Source organism: Candidatus Insignibacter tubulum (assembly GCF_056790205.1).
In genome coordinates this window covers 678,559-700,579 of the sequence record NZ_CP199715.1, presented here as the reverse complement: position 1 = coordinate 700,579, position 22,021 = coordinate 678,559, and the positions used below count along the sequence as shown (strand labels likewise).

The 22,021-nt window shown below is 29.0% G+C and carries 19 protein-coding genes and 1 tRNA gene; 14 read left to right on the top strand and 6 right to left on the bottom strand.

Annotated features, from left to right (window positions below; genetic code table 11):
• Positions 1-74 precede the first annotated feature (74 nt).
• On the top strand, positions 75-1,031 hold the full coding sequence (locus ACUBP5_RS02955) for an outer membrane beta-barrel protein (protein WP_482168161.1): 957 nt from the start codon (positions 75-77) through the stop codon (positions 1,029-1,031).
• 169 nt (positions 1,032-1,200) lie between these two features.
• On the opposite strand, the gene lepB is transcribed toward ACUBP5_RS02955, so the two are convergent.
• Together lepB and dapB are read right to left on the bottom strand one after the other, a co-directional pair.
• Complete coding sequence (gene lepB / locus ACUBP5_RS02950; protein ID WP_482168160.1) at positions 1,201-2,712, bottom strand: signal peptidase I; 1,512 nt, start codon at positions 2,710-2,712, stop codon at positions 1,201-1,203.
• A 26-nt stretch (positions 2,713-2,738) separates the two neighbouring features.
• The gene (dapB, locus tag ACUBP5_RS02945) at positions 2,739-3,449 is read right to left on the bottom strand and encodes a 4-hydroxy-tetrahydrodipicolinate reductase (protein ID WP_482168159.1); all 711 of its coding nucleotides are present in this window, start codon (positions 3,447-3,449) and stop codon (positions 2,739-2,741) included.
• Between the two features lie 1,723 nt (positions 3,450-5,172).
• Between dapB and ACUBP5_RS02940 the strand changes: the two genes are divergently transcribed.
• The 3 genes from ACUBP5_RS02940 (at position 5,173) to ACUBP5_RS02930 (ending at position 6,127) form a co-directional block, all read left to right on the top strand.
• On the top strand, positions 5,173-5,424 hold the full coding sequence (locus ACUBP5_RS02940; protein WP_482168615.1) for an LptF/LptG family permease: 252 nt from the start codon (positions 5,173-5,175) through the stop codon (positions 5,422-5,424).
• A gap of 140 nt (positions 5,425-5,564) precedes the next feature.
• Positions 5,565-5,906, top strand: a complete 342-nt coding sequence (locus tag ACUBP5_RS02935; protein WP_482168158.1) for a hypothetical protein — start codon at positions 5,565-5,567, stop codon at positions 5,904-5,906.
• Positions 5,849-6,127: an LptF/LptG family permease gene (locus ACUBP5_RS02930; RefSeq protein ID WP_482168614.1), complete on the top strand. Its 279-nt coding sequence runs from the start codon at positions 5,849-5,851 to the stop codon at positions 6,125-6,127. Before ACUBP5_RS02935 ends, ACUBP5_RS02930 begins: the two co-directional genes overlap by 58 nt.
• A gap of 251 nt (positions 6,128-6,378) precedes the next feature.
• On the opposite strand, the gene ACUBP5_RS02925 is transcribed toward ACUBP5_RS02930, so the two are convergent.
• The gene (locus ACUBP5_RS02925) at positions 6,379-7,893 is read right to left on the bottom strand and encodes a trypsin-like peptidase domain-containing protein (protein ID WP_482168157.1); all 1,515 of its coding nucleotides are present in this window, start codon (positions 7,891-7,893) and stop codon (positions 6,379-6,381) included.
• 102 nt (positions 7,894-7,995) lie between these two features.
• Here ACUBP5_RS02925 and dapF point away from each other — a divergent pair, with 102 nt between their 5' ends.
• The 4 genes from dapF to ACUBP5_RS02905 all read left to right on the top strand — a co-directional run bounded on the left by dapF (position 7,996) and on the right by ACUBP5_RS02905 (position 12,909).
• A complete protein-coding gene (gene dapF / locus ACUBP5_RS02920) occupies positions 7,996-8,775 on the top strand; it encodes a diaminopimelate epimerase (protein ID WP_482168156.1) in 780 nt (259 codons plus the stop codon).
• A 404-nt stretch (positions 8,776-9,179) separates the two neighbouring features.
• The gene (lnt, locus tag ACUBP5_RS02915) at positions 9,180-10,847 is read left to right on the top strand and encodes an apolipoprotein N-acyltransferase (RefSeq protein ID WP_482168155.1); all 1,668 of its coding nucleotides are present in this window, start codon (positions 9,180-9,182) and stop codon (positions 10,845-10,847) included.
• Between the two features lie 73 nt (positions 10,848-10,920).
• Positions 10,921-11,547: a recombination mediator RecR gene (gene recR, locus ACUBP5_RS02910; protein WP_482168154.1), complete on the top strand. Its 627-nt coding sequence runs from the start codon at positions 10,921-10,923 to the stop codon at positions 11,545-11,547.
• Between the two features lie 87 nt (positions 11,548-11,634).
• Positions 11,635-12,909, top strand: a complete 1,275-nt coding sequence (locus tag ACUBP5_RS02905; RefSeq protein WP_482168153.1) for a dihydrolipoamide acetyltransferase family protein — start codon at positions 11,635-11,637, stop codon at positions 12,907-12,909.
• 277 nt (positions 12,910-13,186) lie between these two features.
• Here ACUBP5_RS02905 and ACUBP5_RS02900 read toward each other — a convergent pair.
• Positions 13,187-13,260, bottom strand: a tRNA-Ile gene (locus ACUBP5_RS02900).
• A gap of 394 nt (positions 13,261-13,654) precedes the next feature.
• Here ACUBP5_RS02900 and rbfA point away from each other — a divergent pair.
• Together rbfA and ACUBP5_RS02890 are read left to right on the top strand one after the other, a co-directional pair.
• Entirely contained in the window at positions 13,655-14,014 is a 360-nt protein-coding gene (rbfA, locus tag ACUBP5_RS02895) for a 30S ribosome-binding factor RbfA (RefSeq protein ID WP_482168152.1), read from the top strand.
• Between the two features lie 3 nt (positions 14,015-14,017).
• Positions 14,018-15,232, top strand: a complete 1,215-nt coding sequence (locus tag ACUBP5_RS02890; protein WP_482168151.1) for an ABC transporter permease — start codon at positions 14,018-14,020, stop codon at positions 15,230-15,232.
• Here the strand turns inward: ACUBP5_RS02890 and ACUBP5_RS02885 are convergent.
• A complete protein-coding gene (locus ACUBP5_RS02885; protein ID WP_482168150.1) occupies positions 15,211-16,299 on the bottom strand; it encodes a M42 family metallopeptidase in 1,089 nt (362 codons plus the stop codon). The genes ACUBP5_RS02890 and ACUBP5_RS02885 overlap by 22 nt on opposite strands.
• Before the next feature lie 630 nt (positions 16,300-16,929).
• Between ACUBP5_RS02885 and menA the strand changes: the two genes are divergently transcribed.
• From menA to ACUBP5_RS02865, 4 genes are all read left to right on the top strand, one after another.
• Complete coding sequence (gene menA, locus ACUBP5_RS02880) at positions 16,930-17,817, top strand: 1,4-dihydroxy-2-naphthoate octaprenyltransferase (protein ID WP_482168149.1); 888 nt, start codon at positions 16,930-16,932, stop codon at positions 17,815-17,817.
• Between the two features lie 43 nt (positions 17,818-17,860).
• Positions 17,861-18,562: a metal-dependent hydrolase gene (locus ACUBP5_RS02875; RefSeq protein ID WP_482168148.1), complete on the top strand. Its 702-nt coding sequence runs from the start codon at positions 17,861-17,863 to the stop codon at positions 18,560-18,562.
• Between the two features lie 80 nt (positions 18,563-18,642).
• The gene (locus ACUBP5_RS02870) at positions 18,643-19,611 is read left to right on the top strand and encodes an o-succinylbenzoate synthase (RefSeq protein WP_482168147.1); all 969 of its coding nucleotides are present in this window, start codon (positions 18,643-18,645) and stop codon (positions 19,609-19,611) included.
• Positions 19,612-19,625: 14 nt separating this feature from the next.
• Positions 19,626-20,651 carry an acyl-CoA synthetase family protein gene (locus ACUBP5_RS02865; protein WP_482168146.1) on the top strand — a complete coding sequence of 342 codons (1,026 nt, stop codon included), beginning with the start codon at positions 19,626-19,628 and terminating at the stop codon, positions 20,649-20,651.
• Between the two features lie 13 nt (positions 20,652-20,664).
• Here ACUBP5_RS02865 and ACUBP5_RS02860 read toward each other — a convergent pair whose 3' ends face one another.
• Positions 20,665-21,888 (bottom strand): NADP-dependent isocitrate dehydrogenase, encoded by a 1,224-nt coding sequence (locus ACUBP5_RS02860; RefSeq protein WP_482168145.1) that lies wholly within the window; start codon positions 21,886-21,888, stop codon positions 20,665-20,667.
• Between the last annotated feature and the right edge of the window lie 133 nt (positions 21,889-22,021).

Here is a 22,021-nt window from a genome sequence, read left to right as displayed (position 1 = left end):
TATTAATATATTTATTATAGAAGATTTTTATTATAACATTAGATTTGTTTACTTTTGAGAAAAAACTTATTAATATGAATAAATTATTTATGACTATGGCTTTAGCTATAGGTATTCTTTTATCATCTGAGGCTCAGATTATATCATCTAGGGCGGCTCGTAGGGCTCAGATTACATCGTCTGACGATCGGGTTACATTATCTGATGATGATGCTAGCATTATATCATCTAATGATCAGATTAGATCATCTAAGAATAAAATTATAAATCAAAAAATAGAGAGGACTATATCCTCTTCTCGGGAAATATTTAAACATATTAATTTTGGTGTAAAAACAGGATTTATGCTTTCTAAATATTATATTTATAAGGATCCTAATACTAAGGATAATAGTATTAAGGAGGCTATTTCTAAGGAATCTGAGGTTAAATATGGTGGATCAGCCAATAGTCCTAAGACTTTAAATAAACCTTATTCATCAGATTTTTTTTTAGGTGCTTATACAAGGTATAATTTAGATGATGATATTTCTGTACAACCTGAGGTTTCGTTTTATATTCATGAAATCGATAATAAATCTATTAAAGATATCTTGAATGATATTTATTTCGATATTCCTCTTATATTTAGATACCGTTTAGAAGATAGCTTTGTTCTTGAACTTGGTCCTCAAATAGGATTTAATCTTAGAAGATTTAATAAGGAGAAAACTTCTGATGAGAAAACTTCTGATGGGAAAACTTCTGATGGGAAAACTTCTGATGAGAAAACTTCTGATGGGAAAACTTCTGATGAGAAAACTTCTGATGGGAAAACTTCTGATGGGAAAATAAAAACAGATAAAATTGATTTTAATATAGCTATAGGAGGAACCTATGATATAGGTCAATTTTTTAATATTTCTAATCTAGGTATCTCTGCAAGATGTGCTATAAGATTAATAAACGCTAATAATGTCAAATTTGATGATATTGGTAATTTTTTAAGTAAAAGTTGGACACTTAATATAGGTCTAGCTTATGGTTTTTAAAAGAATTTTATTTAGTATTATTATTTTAAGTTCCTTATTTTTCTCATATTTAAGAGAATTATTGGTTGGTATATAGTTAGAATAAGCATATCTTAGTTCTATAAAAGGGAAGGATCTATCGAATGATAGATCCTTCCCTTTTATAGGGAAGTATCATTTCTAAAGAATTTTATAGTTTTTCTTTTTTTTTATATCTTAAAAAAGAATATGTAAAGTAAAGTACTAGTATAAGTAAACCATAAGATAGATAAGAAGTTTTCATATGAGTATTTTGATTTGTAAATGTCATAATCCGTTCTAATCTTAACTTCCATTTGAATAAATTAAGAGGTTGATCTCTATCCCAGTCGATACTAAGCCAAGTGAAAACGGGTTTTCCTACGATATGATCCTCTGGAACAAACCCCCAATAACGAGAATCTAATGAATTATGTCGATTATCTCCCATCATAAAATAATAATTCTGTCCTATAGTATATTTTTGTACCAGCTGGTTATCTATAAAGAATTTATCTTTTAGACCTTCTAAAATGTGTCCTTCATAACGAGTGATAATATCTCGATATTGAGATATATTCTTTTGTGATAGTTTTATAATATCCCCTTTTTTAGGGATATATAGTGGTCCATAGAAATCACGATTCCAAAATGAATTTTTAGGGAAAATATCTGTTTCTATAATTTCTCTTGAAAAGAGGTATTTTTCTATAGAACTTACATTATGCATCCTCTTTAAGATTTTAGCATTTTCATCGGTGAGCATAATTTCATAAATAGCCCCTCCACTACCATTTTCTTCAATCATCTTAAAATCTTTAATACCCATATGATTTATTAAAAAATCTTCACTTAACGGCATTTCCTTCGTTTGTACTATATAAGCGTATTGTTTTTCAGTATTTTTAGGTAGTATATCAAATTTTTTATTAATTTTAACTTCACCTGATTGGATCTCTAAAGTATCTCCTGGAAGCGCTATACACCTTTTAATATAATGATCTTTACGATCCGGTGCTTTTTGAGGATCGATAGGAAAATTAAATACTACTATATCCCCTCGACTAATTGGAGTGAATGCCGGAAGTCTTATATAAGGTAAACGTATATTATCGATATATGAACGTATTGATATAATAGGAATAGTATTATGCATAAAAGGCAATCCTATAGGAGTCATAGGTATCCGAAGACCATAGTGAAGCTTACTCACAAACATAAAATCGCCTACTAATAAAGTTTTCTCCATAGAAGAGGTAGGTATAACAAAAGGTTGTATAAAATAAGTATGTATAAAAGAAGCTAAAACCACTGCAAATAAGAGAGAAGATAAAGTAGTTTCCTTCCTATTTTCTATACCCGTGAAGTGTATTTTGCGGAGGTAATTTATATAATATATGTAAAAACCCAACGTTATAATTACTAATAATGTATCCTTATTATTTCGCTTTCCAAAACATCGTATGAAATCTACCCACAATACAAAATAAAGAACCACACAAATAATAGGGATGAAAAACAATAGGACCCACCATAGTGGTCTTTTAATAATTTTAAGAATAGTGACCAGACTATATACAGGTATTGCTGCTTCCCATGATTTTCGTCCGGCTTTTTTATAAAGTCTCCAGGTTCCTAAAAAATGTATTATTTGTAGAATAGCAAAAACAAAAATATACTTCATATCTATCTTATTTTTTTTATAAAAGGTTATACACCAATATTTAAAACATCTTTCATAGAAAATATTCCTTTTTTCCCAATCAGCCACTCAGCTGCTATAACGGCCCCTAGAGCAAAACCTTCTCGAGTATGAGCCTTGTGATGTAAACTTATTTCGTCTATATATGAATGATATAATACAATATGTGTACCTGGTATTTTATCAAGACGCTCTGAGATAATTGGTAGCTGTTCATCTTCTTTTTTTTCATGTCCCAGAACCCACTTTTTAGCAATTCCTTGTTTTATAAGAATTTCAGCTAAAGTAATAGCTGTTCCACTAGGAGCATCTTTTTTTTCAATATGATGAATTTCTCGAATTATAGTTTTATAATCTTTGTAAGGCAACATTAATTTTGCGAGTTTTCTATTAATTTCAAAAAAAATATTAACCCCTATGCTGAAGTTAGAAGAATATAAAAGAGTGCCTTTTTTTTCTTTGCATAGTTGATATATGACATCGCGTTTTCCAAGCCAACCAGTAGTACCGCAAACTACGGGGATAGTATTTTCTATGCATACCTTAACATTTTCAAAAGCGGATTTAGGATGACTAAATTCTATAGCTATTTGAGCCCCTTTTAGGGATTTAAAATCAGGAGTTTTATCACTCCTAAGTATTATTTTATGCTTCCTTTCTAAAGCAATTTTTTCTATGGTTTTACCCATTTTACCATATCCAATTAAAGCTATTTTCATTTATTTTTAAATTTTATGTTTAAAGAAATTCTCGCAAGATAGTCCATGTTTCTTTGTGAGATGAATGATGATAAAATGATAAAAAAATCCTTTATAATATAATTCGTAAAAGTGCGCATCTACTATCTGTATCTATAATATTAAGTGCATAAAACTAAAACAAATAGAGTGATACTATTATAATAATATAGTATTCTAATTTTTCCCCTTATATGTAGACTTTTGAATATCATATTCGCCCCCCCCATTTTTTAGGTTATCTCAAAAATCTACTATAGGAGTGATTGTAATTTTTCTTATATATAAGTAATAACATAAGGACTACTAATCTCTAAAAGTCCTTTTAAAGTGATTTTACAGTATGTTTTATTATAAGCCTGATCTAATTCCGATAATACTGTGAAATAAATAGCGGCCTAATAGGAGGCGCCTATAAAGAAGAGTCAATATTTTTATTTTAATATCAGGTAAAGTTTTCTTAGTTATATTTTATGATTATACAAAAAAAGACAGTAAAATAAATAGTGGCCAATTTTTCCGTACATAGAATTTATTTTAGATATTTTATAATTAAATATAATATAAAAGGAATAATAATTACCCCCCTATAAAGTCGGAGTTTTTTTTTTATCTATCTGTTCATATAACTCTTGAATAAGAATCTCCTTTTTTTAAATTAAATGTTGATAAGAAATTACGATTTTCAATAACTTTTTAAGTTCTTTATATCTGAACATTATATCTAATAAAGGTACTCCTATTTTGTTATTATATATGTGCATAGATGGCCTATTTAATTTAAAATCAGCATTTTATGCTATTTCTAATACTGCGAGTTGAGTTAAAAAAAATATCTTATGATAAGATTTTATCTATTTTATAGAATAGCACAGATTTATATTATTTTTCCCCATTATATTTTATAATTTATTGCTAGAAGACAAGCTAATTTTTACTCTCTTTGAGGGATTACGTTTCCTACTTTAATAATAAGTTTGACTTAAAATATGAATATTTAAAATTTACTTTTAGCAAAATTGATAATTTTTTTTTACGATCAATAAATAAAAAATACTTTATTAGTATTATTGATATAATTATATTATTAGAATTAAGTTTTTTATAAATATTTTATATTAAACTATAACTTTTATAGTAGTAAATAGGGAATTTAATTTTTTAAGTCAATAAAAGCTAATTATTTCTTAATAAAGATATTTGTTAATAATCTTATAGAAGATTTAAGATTCATTGTAAATAATTACTTACAATTTTTTCTTATAAAGTCAGGCGAAAATGGATAGTTATACAAACCATGATCTTTTTAATTTTAATAGACATCGAAATAGGATTATATATATTTAGGATTCTCCATATACATAAAAATTAGTTAATAAGATATTTTTTACAAATTATATATTTAGATAGTTATCAATCACTTTTTTATTCATGAATATATAGGAATTTAGTACTTATATGAATAATTTTTTAATTTCGAACTGTATAAAAAAAAAGATTATTAAATAACTCTCTATCATCATATATAGTTATTTAATTTGAAATGTTTAAGTTTTTATTGAGTTATCAAATACGTTTATGAAAATTTTGGATCGATATATCATTCGAAATTTTTTAGGCACATTCTTATTTATTACTTTATTTCCACTTTTAATTTCCGTGGTTATTGATCTTTCTTAAAGATTACACCGTCTTGAAGCACATCATGGATCAGTTAGAGAAGCTTTACTTTACTATTATCCGGTATGGGCGGCTAGGAAATATTTTTATGCCAATAGGTGTCTTTATATCTATTATATTTTTCACTTCTAGATTAGCTAATAATACCGAACTTATAGCTATCACTGCTGTAGGTATAAGTTTTTATAGACTGACTACGTCCTTATCTATTAAGTACATTTTTTATCTCATTAATTTCTTTTTTATTAAACCATTTTATCTTACCTATTACCAATAGCATAAAAAATGATTTTTAATACTGATACCTTCTCAGTGTACAACATAAAGTCAATTATGAACGTTACCGTAGGGTAAATGCTTATATAGCTGAGGGAGAATATGTATTTATTGATAATTTTTCTAAAAAAACGCAGAGTAGTGGCGAATTTGTTTATCAAAAATTTAAGGATAAAAAACTTTTATACATCCTTTCAGCTGAAAGGGGATCCGATTAAAAAAATATACTATCTATATAACTATATAGAATGTTATATAAAAAATCCTAAAGATAGTTTTAAAACAGGCCAGGAATTTAAAATTAAGCTTCCTTTAACTCCTAAACAACTTTTACCTGAAGAATATACAGCTGAAGTTATGAATACTCTTGAACTAAGAAGAGTTAAAATAAAAATGAAAAAAGAAAAGGTACTCTTTATACTAATATATTCCTTAACGAATACTATCAACGTACTATCTTACCTTTTCCCATTTTTATTTTAACTCTTCTAGCCTTTTCTCTTTTATCAGAAAAACGTTATGGTGGTATAGGAATTAATCTAACTTTAGACATGGTAATTTCCTTTATATATATTTTTTCTATGGAAGTATATAAAAGTTTTTCTTCTAAATATTATATATGGTCTTTATTAGCAGTATGGTTACCAAATATATTATTCGGAATAATAACATGCTTTTTCTATATTATACGCAGCAAATATTAATATTTAGTATAAATTTTATATTTATTTTTTTTATCAAAAAAACGAGTTATTACTAACTAATAAATAGTCCATATAGAATTATTTAATAAAAAATATTTTCTTTAAGTCTTATATTATAATTTTAATTATATACAATCATATATAGATAATCGGGTTGCTTTCTAAAAACAGAGAACTTTACTTATTCTAAGTAATTAGAAATTATACTAGTACTAAAATTGTATGAGAAAAAAAAAATATTAACTACAAAATCAATTTATCCTAAATCTTTTTACACATATAGCCCTATAAGAGTTAATCCATTTTATAGTTATATCTCTTATATGTCCTTTTAGGATATTATCTATATCAGAGACTTTTCTTACTTTCTTATGATTAATCGATAAAATAACATCATTTTTTTTTAAGCCTATATTATGTAGATAACCAGGACTTATCTCAATTACTCTTATGCCATAGTTAATGCCAAGTTTATATTTACCCAAACCCTCTAATGGAGAGAACTTTGCACCTAATAATTCAGAAGAACTTATTTGCTCTAGTGTACTGTGTTTTATATTCCCTTTTTCATTTTTAAGAGTTATAATTAAACTAATTTCTCGATTATTTCTTAAAATGTATAAATTAATCTTATCACCAGGTCTTTTCCTTCCTATGATAGCAGAGAGATCAGCATAGCTTTTAATAGTATTTTTATCTATACGATTAATAATATCTCCTTTTTTAAGACCTGATTCGATCGCACTACTATTTTTTAACACATGTATAACCATTATACCTGTATTACTCATAATATTTATTTTTCTCATTTTAAAATAAATATTACGTTTGTCTTCATCAGATAAATCTAATACTTTTATCCCGATGAAGGCACGTTGTACTACTCCAAATTCTTTCATATCTTGGATTACTTTCCTAATTATGTTAGAAGGGATAGCAAAGCCATAACCTATATAACTACCTGTTTTAGACGCAATAGCTGTATTCATCCCGATAAGATCTCCATTAATATTTATTAGAGCTCCTCCGCTATTCCCTGGATTGATAACTGCATCAGTTTGTATGAAAGACTCTATCGGAGAATTAGATTTAAAAATATCAAGATTTCGTCCTTTAGCACTCACAATACCTGCTGTTACCGTAGAATTAAGACTAAAAGGATTACCTATAGCTAGGACCCATTCACCTATTTGTATTTCATCAGAGTTAGCAAAATTTAAATAAGGAAGGTTTTCAGCTTCAATCTTAAGAAGCGCTATATCACTATTTATATCTTTCCCAATGATTTTAGCTTCATAAATTTTTTGATTATTAAGTTTAATCTCTATCTTCTTAGATCTATCTATCACATGATAATTAGTCACTATATATCCTCTAGGAGAAATGATAACTCCTGAACCATGCACAATAGACATTATATTTTTATGATTATTTATAGATCTTACTCTTCTCCGAAATCTCTTTGGAAAATTAAAAAAAAAGTCAAAGGGATTGATATACTCTCGTGGGCGTATCTTGTTTGAATAATTCTTTATGTTAACCACCGCATCAACTCCTCTAGTTGTTACTTTAGTAAAATCAGGATATAGTGCTGTTGATCTTATCGCATTAAAGGTTGGATTTGGGATTACTTTATCTACAGTAGTTGAGTAATTTGAGTTACCTATAAAAGGTTTTTGTTGATTAAAACATTTCTTATATACAAGGATACTTAAGCCCAAGCTAGATAAGACTATAACAAATCCAGAAAATAATATTTTTTTCATAAATGAATATTTTTTTACACGCAATATATAAAATGTAAAAAATTTTTTAGAGCTATTAGCAAATGTTAAATTAGTTTCTCATATTTTCAAATGAAACTATTAATGCAAATAGATTTTTATAAATATCAAGGCACGGGTAATGACTTCATTATGATTGATGCTCGTTTACTTTCATTTCCTGAAAAACCCTCTTTAATTTCAAAACTTTGTCATCGACGTTTTGGGATAGGAGCTGATGGATTAATATTAATCAAAAATGATATCAATAATTCAGACTTCTTTATGAAGTATTTTAATTCTAACGGTCATCAAGGTAGTTTATGCGGCAATGGTGCGCGTTGTGCTGTAGCTTTTTCAAAAAAGCTAGGAATTATTGCTAAAAATACTTATTTTAATGCCGAAGATGGAGGGCATTATGCTTCGATTGATAAGAATTATGTTTCTCTAAAAATGAAAGATGTTTCTACTATTGAAACCCACCCTGAACATGTATTTATAAATACGGGCTCTCCCCATCATATCGTTTTTGCTCAGGACATAGAAAGTATCGATGTAGCTAAAGAAGGAAGTTTAATTCGTTATAGAATACCTTATTTTGATCAGGGGACTAACGTTAGTTTTGTTAAACTTCTTAATAAGAAAAGTTTGTGTATTCGCACTTATGAACGTGGAGTAGAAGAGGAAACCCTTTCTTGCGGAACGGGTATAACAGCAGCAGCTTTAGCTGCTTATTATAAAGGTTATATTAAGTACAACTCAGTAAAGGTTTATAGCCGAGGAGGGACTCTGTCAGTCAATTTTCATGAAAAAAAAGGAATTTTTACTGAAATATGGCTTCATGGTCAAGCCCTTTGTGTATTCCAAGGTGTTATAAGTGTATAAAAAAACTACTTTTCTATTTATTGCAAGGTAGTTTATTATAACTGCTTAAGTTTTTTTTATTGTATAATAAATATTATATCCTTTTTATCAAAAAGTACTCTTAAACTTCACCAAGTTCTTTATTAATATCATAAATATATGATAATAAGCAAATAATAAGTTATATCGATCTTAGTTTATAAAAAAAATAAAATTTTATTAATTATATAATAACATCATGATAATACTATCTCATAAAAGTATATAACTATAAAATATAATATTGTTTAAAACTGGAATTAAACAAATAATTCATGATTAAAAATAGCACATCTTAAATCAAAGCTAAAAGTAAACGATATATCTCTTTTTCATTATATGATATTATTATGGGAATAAAAATATCTACGCTAAAAAGTTGTATTATGGCTATCATCTCGGGCATATTAATGGCACTTGCATGGCCTAGTTCTGGATGGGCACCATTATTATTTATAGGGTTTGTGCCTTTATTATGGATGGAAGATGTTCTTAAGGCTTCGGATAGAAAGTGTGATAGATATTTAATTTTCCCTTTTGCCTTTATTTCCTTTTTACTTTGGAATGCCATATCAGTATGGTGGTTACACTATGCACGACATCCTGACGGTTCTTATGCTTGGGAAGTTTACATAATACCAGTATTAATTAACGCCTTACTTATGTCTATTGTATTCCAATTTTATAATTGGTCAAGAAACAAAATAGGGAATTCTATGGGACAGATATTTTTAGTATGTCTATGGATAAGTTTTGAGAAATTGCATCTCCATTGGGAGTTTGCTATGCCTTGGATTAATATAGGCAATGGAATGGCTCATTACTATAAATGGATTCAATGGTATGAGTATACAGGAACTTTAGGTGGAACTGCTTGGATATGGATCATCAATTTGAGCTTTTTTAATACATCTAGAAACTATTATTTAAATAAAAATAAAAGAATACTATATAGTAGATTATTTTTTAACTTATTAAAAATCCTTCTCCCTATAGGTTTTTCATATATTCTTTATACTTCTTATCAAGAACGCGGTAGTAAAATTCAAGTAGTAGTACTACAGCCTAATATAGATCCCTATAAAGAAAAATATAGGGGATCAGAAAGTACTATTATTAAAGATCTTATTAAACTAAGTCAAAGTAAACTTAGAGAAGATACTCGTTTTTTAGTAGCGCCTGAAACAGCTTTTCCCTATCCTATTCATATGAATATTTTATTAGAAAATCTACCTATTAAATACTTTTATAAATTTGTATGTTCGGTACCTAATTTAGCCTTTGTAATAGGTGTGGAAATTTTTACTCAGTATAAATCTAAAAGAACTACAAGTGAGAGCACTTATCTTTCTAAAGAATCCAACCTTTGGATTGATAGTTTCAATAGTGCTATACAGGTAGATGCATCAGGAAATTTTTTAGTTTATCATAAATCTAAATTAGTACCAGGAGTAGAAATTTTGCCTTATAAAAAAATTCTTGAACCTATTTTAGGGAATATACTATTGAATTTCGGAGGCACGATAAAAGGACTAGGACATCAAGCAGAGCCATCTATTTTTAGACATCCTTACGAACGAATATCAGTTGCTCCAGTAATATGTTATGAATCGATTTTCGGAGAATATGTTTCAGCATATATCCTAAAGGGAGCACAGCTAATTTTCATTCTTACTAATGATGGTTGGTGGGGCAACTCAGATGGACACAAACAACATTTAGCCTATGCGCGTTTACGCGCTATAGAAAATCGTCGTGCGATAGCACGTTCAGCTAATACAGGTATTTCAGCCTTTATTAATCAAAGAGGTGATATTATTTCAGCTTTTTCTTATGGTAAGAAAGGTGCTCTTATAGAGAGTATTTATGCAAATGATAAACTTACTTTATATAGCCTTTATGGAGATTTCATAGCTCGTTTCGCGATTTTTCTTGCAAGCATTTTTTATATCTATACTCTTTTTACAAATAGTTTAAAGAGTATATTCCGTTTTTTCTTATGGTTAAGAAAAAAAAGTTTTTTAGTATTCAGACAATTTAGATGCTCTAAGTAAACTTAAATTTATTAAAAATAAATATTAAGTCTATTTTTAATCTCGATAGAACTAAATTATAGTATTTTTCTTTATGGAGTATCCAAGTAAAATTTTCGAAAAAGCTGTATATGAAATGAGTAATTTGCCCGGTATTGGGAAACGAACAGCACAGCGATTGGTAGTACATCTTTTACAATATCCAAAAGAAAAAATTAAAGCGCTAACACTTGCACTAGAGGAACTGATCGAAAAAATTCATCGTTGTAAAGAATGCTATAATATTTCAGATGAAAAAATCTGCCAGATATGTTCCGATATATATCGTGATAAACAAATAATTTGCGTAGTAGAAGATATACGTGATGTCATGGCCATTGAAAATACTGGGCAATATAAAGGAGTATATCATATTTTAGGAGGTAAAATTTCCCCTATAGAAGGTATAGGGCCTGCTCAACTTTATATACAAAGTCTTCTTCAAAGATCTCAAAATACATCAATAAAAGAAATTATTTTTGCTCTAAGCAGCACCATGGAAGGAGATACTACTGTTTTCTATATATATAAACATATTAAACATCTAAAGTTAGAAATATCTGCTATTGCTAGAGGTATCTCCGTAGGAGATGAACTTGAGTATACTGATGAGATTACCTTAGGTCGATCTATATTAAATAGAATCCCTTATAAAGATCTGCTCTATGAAAAAAGGGATTGAAATCCCCCTTTTATAGGGACTATTAAAAAGAATTAATTCTTTAAAATAAATATATTTTTAATTTTGAGAAAGATTTAGAAAAAATATATGGCTGAATATTATCTTAATTTACCAACTATGGGCGAGAGCGTAATGGAGGCTACTATTATTAGCTGGCTAAAAAATGAAGGAGATCCCATAAAAGAGGAAGAAATTTTAGTCGAAGTTGCTACGGATAAAGTAGATTCTGAAGTGATATCTCCAGTAAGTGGTGTTCTAAAGAAGAAGATGTTTTTAGATAATCAAGTGGTCAAAGTTGGTCAAGTAATTGCTATTCTAGAAATTGAATCAGAAAGTGAAGTCACAGAGCCTAAAAATCACCTAAAAGAACCCATCTCGAAACAAGAAGAAATATTGAATTCTTTTTCTGAGATAGATACTTTAGAACTGTCAAAAAAACTTTCGGAAAAAAAAGATGAAAAGTTTACTTTTTATTCTCCCTTAGTTCGTTCTATAGCTAAAAAAGAAGGAATTTCTCTTAAAGAGTTGTCCCAAATAAAGGGGGAAAAAGGATGCCTTACTAAAAATGATATACAACTTTATCTTAATCAACGCTCTAAAAAAAAAACCTCTCCAAGATCCGAACTATCAAAAATTGGGATTTCTTCTTCACCAGAAGAAGAAGAGATTATAGAAATGGATCGTGTTCGAAAACATATTGCCCAGCATATGCTCGATAGCCAATCTATATCAGCCCATGTAACTTCTTTTATAGAAGTAGATATGACAAGAATAGTACGCTGGCGTGAAAAAGTTAAAGAAGATTTTAAAAAACGAACGGGTGAAAAATTAACCTTTATGCCTTTTTTTGTAAAAGCGGTGGTATTATCTATTAAAGATTTTCCACTTATTAACAGCATTGTTGAAGGAGACTATATTATACGTAAAAAAAATATTCATATTGGTATAGCTACAGTCTTACCTAATGGTAACTTAATAGTCCCAGTTATTAAAAACGCACAAACTTATAATATTGTAGGCCTTGCTAAAATTATTAATGATTTATCAGTTCGTGCGCGTGAGGGCACCTTGAACCCTGATGATACGCAAGGGGGGACCTATACTATTAGTAATATAGGAAGTTTTAAAAATATATTTGGCACTCCTATCATTCATCAACCGCAATTAGCTATACTGGGTATAGGATTTATAGAAAAAAAACCAGCTATTATCGAGACAAATGAAGGAGATGTTATTGCTATACGGCATAAAATGTTTTTATCACATTCCTATGATCATCGAGTGATAGATGGCGCCTTAGGAGGGGGCTTTATTAAGCAAATAGCGTATTATTTAGAGAATTTTGATATTAATGATGATTGATATAAATTAATATTACTTAATATAATAACTATAAAATAAAGGCCCGTTATATAGCTATCCCTTTTCGATTTAGATGCTGTTAGGTAATATATAATATAAATATGTGCTACGTTTAAAAACTTGCAAATGATCCTTCCTATATTAAGGTTGAATGTTTTGTATCCAGCTAATTATATCCAAACTTAGATATAAAATGAATTTTTTGTTGCTTTATTAAGTCAAATTACCTTTTGATAGAACTATATAATTTTTGTAAAAAAAAAGTATAATAAGTGAGTGGTCCCAGCTGGATTTGAACCAGCCACCACCTGATTATGAGTCAGGTGCTCTAACCAACTGAGCTATGGGACCTTAAATAAACTACAATTTTACGATAAACTTTTATAACTTGCAAGTTATAGAATATAAGAACATTATTTTTTGCTTTGCAAATATTTTTTTTTTACTAAAGTTTCTTTTAAGCTACACTCGTAGTTATGAAAATATTAGACTATAGGTATAATATGAAAAAACTAACTTCTTAACTTTATTTATATCAATACTCAAGATAAAAAGTGCATTTTTATAAGAGAGATTTTAAAAATAGACTTCAATTACAAGAAAATTAGTTTAAAAGCTTATCTTTAAAAAAGGAAGATATCAAAGGATTAATAAATATTTAGTAGATGATTTAAGAGGGAATAAATCAGTAATATATTACCCTCATAGGATATTGTATAAAAAATGCTTAAAAAGCATAAATTAAATGGAAGATATTCGAAAAAAAAAAATTACGTCCCTTATTTATAAGGGAATAGCTGAAATACTCCACTATGAAATAAGTGATCAAAAAGGACTTATTAGCGTAAGTGAAGTGCAGATAAGTTCTGATTTATCTTCAGCTAAAATCTATCTAAGCATTTTCCCTATAACGGAAAAAGAAAAAATTTTATTACATATTAATGAGCAATTAAAACATTATAAAAATCTTCTTGCGAAGCGTATTCGCCGACATCATATAAGAAAAGTTCCCAATCTTAATTTTCATTTTGATAATTCACTTAATAATCTAGAAATTATAGATCGTGAACTATACGTAAGAAAAGAAAATCCTATTAAGTTTTAATAGGTGTCACGAATATCTTTTTATATAGCAAAGCGATATTTTCTCTCAAAGAATAATACACAAACAGTAAATATTATTAGTTGGATTGCTGTTTTGGCATTGGTTGTAGGCAATATGGCCTTAAGTATTTTTCTCTCTATATTTTCAGGATTACAAGCCTTTAATGAAAATATATATAAAAAGATTAGCCCTGATATTAAAATAGAGCCAAAAAATGGCAAATATTTTTATAGTGTTCCTTTTATTATCAATAAAGTTAGAAATATTAAAGGAATCATTAATCTTTCCCAAACTATAGAAGAGAAAGTGTATTTACTATATCGTAATTATAATCATTTAGCTTACCTTAAGGGTGTAGATTTAGATTACAATAAAGTCCTGCCTTTTAATGAAAATTTGCTACTTGGGAATCATGATTCCCTTTATTTTATAAATTCTATATGGGCTGGGTTAGGCGTATCTCAACGACTTTCTTTAATGCTTGAAGATTATGAAAATCCAATATATATTTTATCCCTTAAGCCAGGCAAAGGACTTATCAACAGAAATTCATTTTATAAAAAACAGGCTATTACTACAGGTATCTTCCATATATTGGAAGATATTGATGAAAAATATATTTATAGTTCGCTTGAATTTGCACAAGATTTATTCGATAAAAGAGGTTTTATTTGTTCTATAGAAATTAAAGTGAATCCTCAATATAGTTTAAATAGAATAAAAAAAGATCTCTATAAAATTATAGGTGATCAATTTACCATAAAAACACGACAAGAACAACAAGAAGCGATTTTTAAGATGATTAACATCGAGAATCTCATTCTTTATTCACTGCTATGTATGATTTTAATTATTACAAGTTTTAGTTTAATTGCAGCTATTATTATATTGATTATTGATAAAAAAGAGCAAATTCGAACTTTATGGGATATGGGAATGTCATTATATGAGATAAGAAATGTGTTTTTTTATGTAGGAAGTTTTATTGTTTTAAGTGGATGGTTATTTGGGACTTTTATAGGCTATAGTCTAGCTTTGGGGCAAAAGAAATTTAACTGGATTATGATAAATGAATACATTGCCTTCCCTATAGTATTTACTACTAAAAATTTTATATTTATCAGCCTTACAGTTTGGATAATAGGCTTAATGGCAACTTACTGCGCTTTAAAATTAGGGATATCAAAAAGATATTTTTATAGGTATTTAAAATCATGATCTGGTCGTATACATTTAAGACTTTCGAAAATAAGTTGAATAACATTTTGTACATCTTTTTTATGAACCATTTCCACTGTAGTGTGCATATAACGCAAAGGCAGGGAAATCAAAGCTGAAGTAACTCCTCCATTAGAATAGGCGAACGCATCAGTATCGGTCCCAGTATAACGCGAAGATACTAGGCGTTGAAACGGATATTCATGACTCTTAGCTACTTTAATGATAAGTTCGCGAAGTTTATTTTGTACTGATGGAGCATAATTAATAACTGGCCCTAATCCACATTTAATATCTCCTTGTATTTTTTTATCCATCATAGGAGTAGAGGTATCATGGGTGACATCGGTTACTATAGCTACATTAGGACGAATACTTTGAGTAATCATCTCGGCACCTCTTAATCCCACTTCTTCCTGAACAGCGTTCACTATATATAGCCCGAAGGGCAAATGAATTTTTTTTTCTTTAAGTTTTCTTGCTACTTCAGCTATTATAAAACCACCAATTCGATTATCTAAAGCACGACAAACAAAATAACAATTGTTTAATTCGAAAAAATTTTCCGGATAGGTGATTACACATCCTATGTGTACTCCTATTTCTTCAACTTCTTTTTTATTTGTAGCTCCGATATCAATAAAAAGATTTTTTACCTCGGGACTCTTTTCTTCCGAGGATTTACGTGTATGAATAGCAGGCCATCCGAAAACCCCTTCGATAAGTCCTTTATTTGTTTGAATTTGCACCCGTTTTGAAGGAGCGATCTGATGATCTGAGCCTCCGTTACGTACCACATAAATCAATCCATTCTCATCTATATAATTAACATACCAAGAGATTTCATCAGCGTGTGCTTCTATAACTACTTTATATTGTGCCTGAGGGTTAATTACGCCTACTATAGTACCATAAGTATCTATGGTAACCTTATCTACATAAGGATTAATATAGTCCTTCCAAATTATCTGTCCTTTACTTTCATAACCAGTGGGAGAAGGAGTATTTAAATAATTTTCAAGAAATTTTAAGGATTCTTCTTGGAATAATTTTTCCGATGAATTCATAAAATTGAGTTTTTATCAAAATTAGTAAAAAACTGTTTATTGATTAAGGTTTTAATTTTTTTTTTCTATGCATTATTTTTTGAGTATAAGCAGTAAAGACTAAATTAAAGAATTAGATAAAATAAAGAATTTAAGCTTCTATAACGGTATAAAAACACGGTGATTATGAATTAATTCATTGTAATAGTTCCTCCTTAAGAAAGGAATATTTTCTCTTCCTATAAGGAAGAGAAATAATTGCAATATTTTTTAGATACTTTTCTTTTATTTTTAATCCTGAGTCTTTATAAACTCCTAAATCAGGATTATTGTATTTTTAACAAAATCTTATTGCTTTTTATATATTTTCTGAAAAATGCATTACTATAACCTAATTTCTTTTTTTTTTACCATGATAAATATGGTTATGAATATTTTAATCGCTTAAACTAGATATACATATGGATATCAATATAATGAAATTTCATCCAGAATTAATAGGAATCTATCTATAATTAAGAGAGATAGATTATTTATAAGTCTTTTTTAAAAAGATCAATATAGTTTTGATCGACTTCATAAAATGTGTTAAATTGACAGCATGAAATTTATAAATTCAGCTATATTAATTCTATAAGTAGATATCAGATATTGCATATACGCTACCGGTTGCATACTTTACCTTTATCTTTATCAGGTATATTCCTTTCCTATTTGACTGCATATTCAAGAGGCTATAAAGGATTTTATATTTTTTTAATGGCTTCTTTAACTGCTTTATTTTTACAAATTTTAGCCAATCTGGCTAATGATTATGGGGATGGAATAAAAGGGACTGATGATGTATTACGTGTAGGCCCTAAGAGCACTATACAATTAGGTATAATATCTCTCTCTTCCATGAAGAGAATCCTATTTTTTTGGGGAGTTTTAAGTTTTATTACAGCGATACTCTTGATTTATTTTTCCTTTAAAACTTACTTAGGGCTTATTCCTATATTCTTTATATTCACTATATGTGCCTGTCTATTCGCTGCAATTAAATACACTATAGGAGAAAATGCTTACGGTTATAAAGGTTGGGGGGATTTATATGTGTTTGTATTTTTCGGATTAATATCCGTACAAGGGAGTTATTTCTTATATACTCATATATTTGATTGGGGTGTTTTGCTTTTAGCATCTGCTATAGGGTTATTAAGTGTATCAGTTCTAAATATTAACAATATGCGTGATATTGAAGGTGACACCAAAAATGGTAAGCATACCCTTGCAACTAGAATAGGCCTAGAAAAAGCTAAAATATATCATATTTTTCTAGTAGTTTCCCCTTTTATATTAAGTAGTATTTTTGTTAGATATAATCAATATAAATCTGTATATATATGGACTTTTTTGATATTGATCATTCCTATTTTTTTTCATTTAAAAAGAATTTTTTCTATTACTGATTCAAAAAATTTTGACCCTGAGATTAAAAAAATAGCACTTCTTACGCTTTTTTATGCTTTTATTATTGGATTTGGACAAATGTTTTAATTTTTTCTTTAAAAGAAAATAATTTTTTAAATTAAAATTGCTAATGAAAATCCGTTTTTATACTCATTCTACGTATTCTATAGAATGTTGGGGGAAACATCTTATTGTAGATCCTTTTTTTACAAATAATCCAGTTTTTTCTAAAAAATCTGATCTTATTGAAGATTATTTGGGGAACATAGTAGCCAATTATGTTTTAGTGACTCATGCGCATTTTGATCATATTTCAGATGTAGTTCATATAGCTGCTCGTAATAATGCAACGATCATTTCAAATTTTGAAATTGCCTATTATTTCGAGAAAAAAAGAGTTAAAAACACCTTTGGAATGAATTTTGGTAGTTTTAAATCTTTTGATTTCGGAAAACTTAAATATTTATGGGCGGCCCATTCTAGCGTATTCCCCGATGGTTCTTGTGGAGGACATTCCGGGGGTTTTTTATTAAGCTCAGAAGATAAAAATATTTATCTTGCTGGAGATACTGGTCTTACTCAGGAAATGAAATTACTTTCTCTATTTGTAAAAAAAATAGATTTGGCAATTTTGCCTATTGGAGGTTTATTTACAATGGATATTGATGAAGCTATCATAGCTTCGGATTTTATCAAGTGTGATCAAATATTAGGTGTACATTATGATACATTTGAAACTATTAAAATAAATCATCAAGAGGCTTTAGAAAAATTTGCTACTAAGGGTAAAAATCTTATTTTATTAAAAAGAGATGAGCAAATTAATATTTAAAAAAAAATGAAGTAATCAAAGCATATTACAAAAAATATATTCTTAATTTTCTTATACCTTCAGAAACTTCCAGAGGAATATTGTGGAAACGTGTAAGTTGGTTTATTTGTATTAAAAAACAAAGATCCTTTGGAATAGGAGAATGTGCCCCATTGCTTGGATTGAGTAGAGATAATATTACTAATTATGAAGAAAAAATTCAATGGGTCTGTGATAATATTGATAAAGGAATGGATGAGCTATGTCAGCAATTACGAGCTTATCCTTCCATTGTTTTTGGGTTAGAACAAGCCTTTTTAAGTTTTAAAAGGAATGACTTGGTTCTTTTCCCTTCTGATTTCACTTTAGGAGTTAAGGGTATTAGTATTAATGGACTTATATGGATGGGCTCTATAGAATTTATGCAAGCTCAACTAGATCACAAAGTTCAACAGGGATTTAAATGTATAAAAATAAAGATAGGTTCCCATTCCTTTAATAAGGAATATGATTTTCTTGCTAGAGCTCGAGAAAAATATCCTGATATAGAGTTACGTCTTGATGCTAACGGAGCCTTCTCTTCTCAAGAAGTCTTACAAAGACTAGAAAAGCTATCATCGCTTAAAATTCATTCTATAGAACAGCCTATATCCCCTGGTCAAATAGAGCTGATGGCTAAACTCTGTCAACAAACACCTATACCTATTGTATTAGATGAAGAACTTATAGGAGACTTTTCCTATAAAGGAAAGAAAGAATTACTTAATAAAATAGCACCACAGTATTTTGTATTAAAATTGAGTTTATGTGGAGGTTTTACTATGGCGAAAGAATGGATAGATATTGCGAAAGAAAAAAATATCCGCCTGTGGATAACTTCGACTCTTGAGAGTAATATTGGACTAAGCGCTATAGCTCAGTGGACATATTTATTAGGGAGCTCCTTATCTCAAGGGCTAGGAACGGGTAGTCTATACAGTAACAATATTCCTTCTCCTTTATCTCTAGATGGTCAGTTTCTGTATTATAAATTTAAGTCATTATGGGATTTAACAACTTTAATTAAATAAATATTATATACATTATGTGGATAGATTTTAGTCAAGGGATGCCTAATATATCAGCTCTTAAAAGCAGATTTTCTGAAAATTGGCAACAGTCTATTTTTTATTTTCTCGAACAGTGGTATAATCAAGAATCTTTTATTTTAGTACGAACTTCAGGTACTATCAAAAAGTCTAGAGAGATTTCTATTAAAAAAGAATATATGCGCAATAGTGCTATCATGAGCGGGAAGTTCTTTAAGCTTGCAATGGGAGATAAGATACTTTTATGTTTGTCTTCTGAATATATAGCGGCAAAAATGCTGCTAGTTCGTTCAGCTGTTTTAGGGTTACAAATTTATTGTGTAGCTCCTTCTTCGAGACCTTTACAAAATTTAAGATTGTCATTTGATTTTGCATCCATGGTCCCTCTACAGCTTTTCAATAGCTTTAATGATCATCTTTGTCAGATAAAAAAGCTTTTAATAGGAGGAGCTCCTCTCACTACAGCCATGGAAAATACTTTGGATAAAGTTAATACTTCTTGTTACGTTTCTTATGGAATGGCTGAAACACTTAGCCATATAGCTTTACGTATAGCTAATGGCCCTTATAAGAGTCAGTATTATACTATCTTACCAGGAGTGCATATTGAAGTAGATCAAAGGAGGTGCTTAAAAGTCTTCTCTCCTTTTATTATGGATCATCCATTTCAGACGAATGATTTAGTATACATAAAAACTCCAAATTGTTTTAAATGGCTAGGACGTTACGATTATATAATAAACAGTGGCGGAATAAAAATTATTCCTGAGGAATGGGAAGCTAAACTTGAAAAATTCATTTCTAGACGATTTTTCCTTTCTTCTTTATCTGATAAGTCTTTAGGAGAAAAGCTCATAATGATTATCGAAGGCGAACCCTTTGATATTAAGCTTCCCGATGAACTATTTTTTAAGGGCAAGGATGTTTTTTGCAAACCTCAAGAAATTCACTTTGTTCCAAAATTTATTGAAACATCTTCTGGCAAAATTCGTAGGAGATACAGTCTAAATCAAAACGGTTAGCTCTCTTAAGTGTTTAAGAAAGAATTAAATATAGATTTTTCTCAAGAACGTTTATAAACTCTTCTGTTATAAGATAATTCTCTCTTGAGATTTTATTCCCATGTATAATAAGAGCAAGATCTTTAGTCATTTTCCCGGTTTCTACTGTAGAAATACATATTTGTTCTAGTTTATCGCAGAAATCATTTAATTTTTCGTTACCATCAAGTTTAGCACGATGTTTTAACCCTCTTGTCCAGGCAAATATTGAAGCTATAGGATTAGTAGAAGTTTCTTTACCTTTCTGATATTGGCGGTAATGACGTGTGATTGTTCCATGAGCTGCTTCTGATTCTATAATTTGTCCATCGGGCGTAAGTAATACTGAACTCATCAAGCCTAAAGAACCAAAACCTTGAGCTATAGAGTCAGATTGCACATCCCCGTCATAATTTTTACAAGCCCAGACAAAACCTCCTTCCCACTTAAGTATAGAGGCTGCCATATCATCAATAAGTCGATGTTCATAAGTAATATTTGCTTCTTCAAATTTTTTTTGAAACTCATTTTCATAGACCAATTGAAAAATATTTTTAAAACGGCCATCATAAGATTTTAGGATAGTATTTTTAGTAGAAAAGTATAATGGCCATTTTTTTGCTAACGCCTGATTAAAACAGGAACGTGCAAAACCGTAAATAGAATCATCCGTATTATACATACCCATAGCTATGCCAGGTCCGTCAAACTCATGTATATGATAAATCTCTGGATTTCCCTCTTTCGGAGTAAAGACAATGCTAAGGGATCCTTTCCCTTTAATAAGAAAATCAGTAGCCTTGTATTGATCAGCATATGCATGTCTTCCTATGCATATAGGTTTCTTCCATCCTGATATGAGTTTAGGAATATTGCTAATGGGGATAGGTTCTCTAAATACGGTCCCTCCTATGATATTTCGCAAAGTACCATTAGGCGAATCCCACATTTTTTTCAGGTTAAATTCCTTCATACGCAACTCATCAGGTGTAATAGTAGCGCATTTTATTCCTACTTTATGTTCTTTTATAGCTTTAGCAGCTTGTATAGTTATTTGATCATTTGTTTGATCTCGATACTGGATACATAAGTCGAAATAATTTATCTTAAGTTCAAGATATGGAAAGATTAATTTTTTTTTAATATATCTCCATAAAATACGGGCCATTTCATCACCATCTATTTCTACTATAGGGTTAATTACTTTTATTTTTTCCATAGGTAATAAGGACTTTAATTATAATTAAATAGACTTAAAGATTTGCTTTTGCAAAGCAAAAATAACTACCTATCGCGTTCTATTCTATTGTCAATAGAATAAATGTTTCCCATTTTTTCATATATCCTTGCAT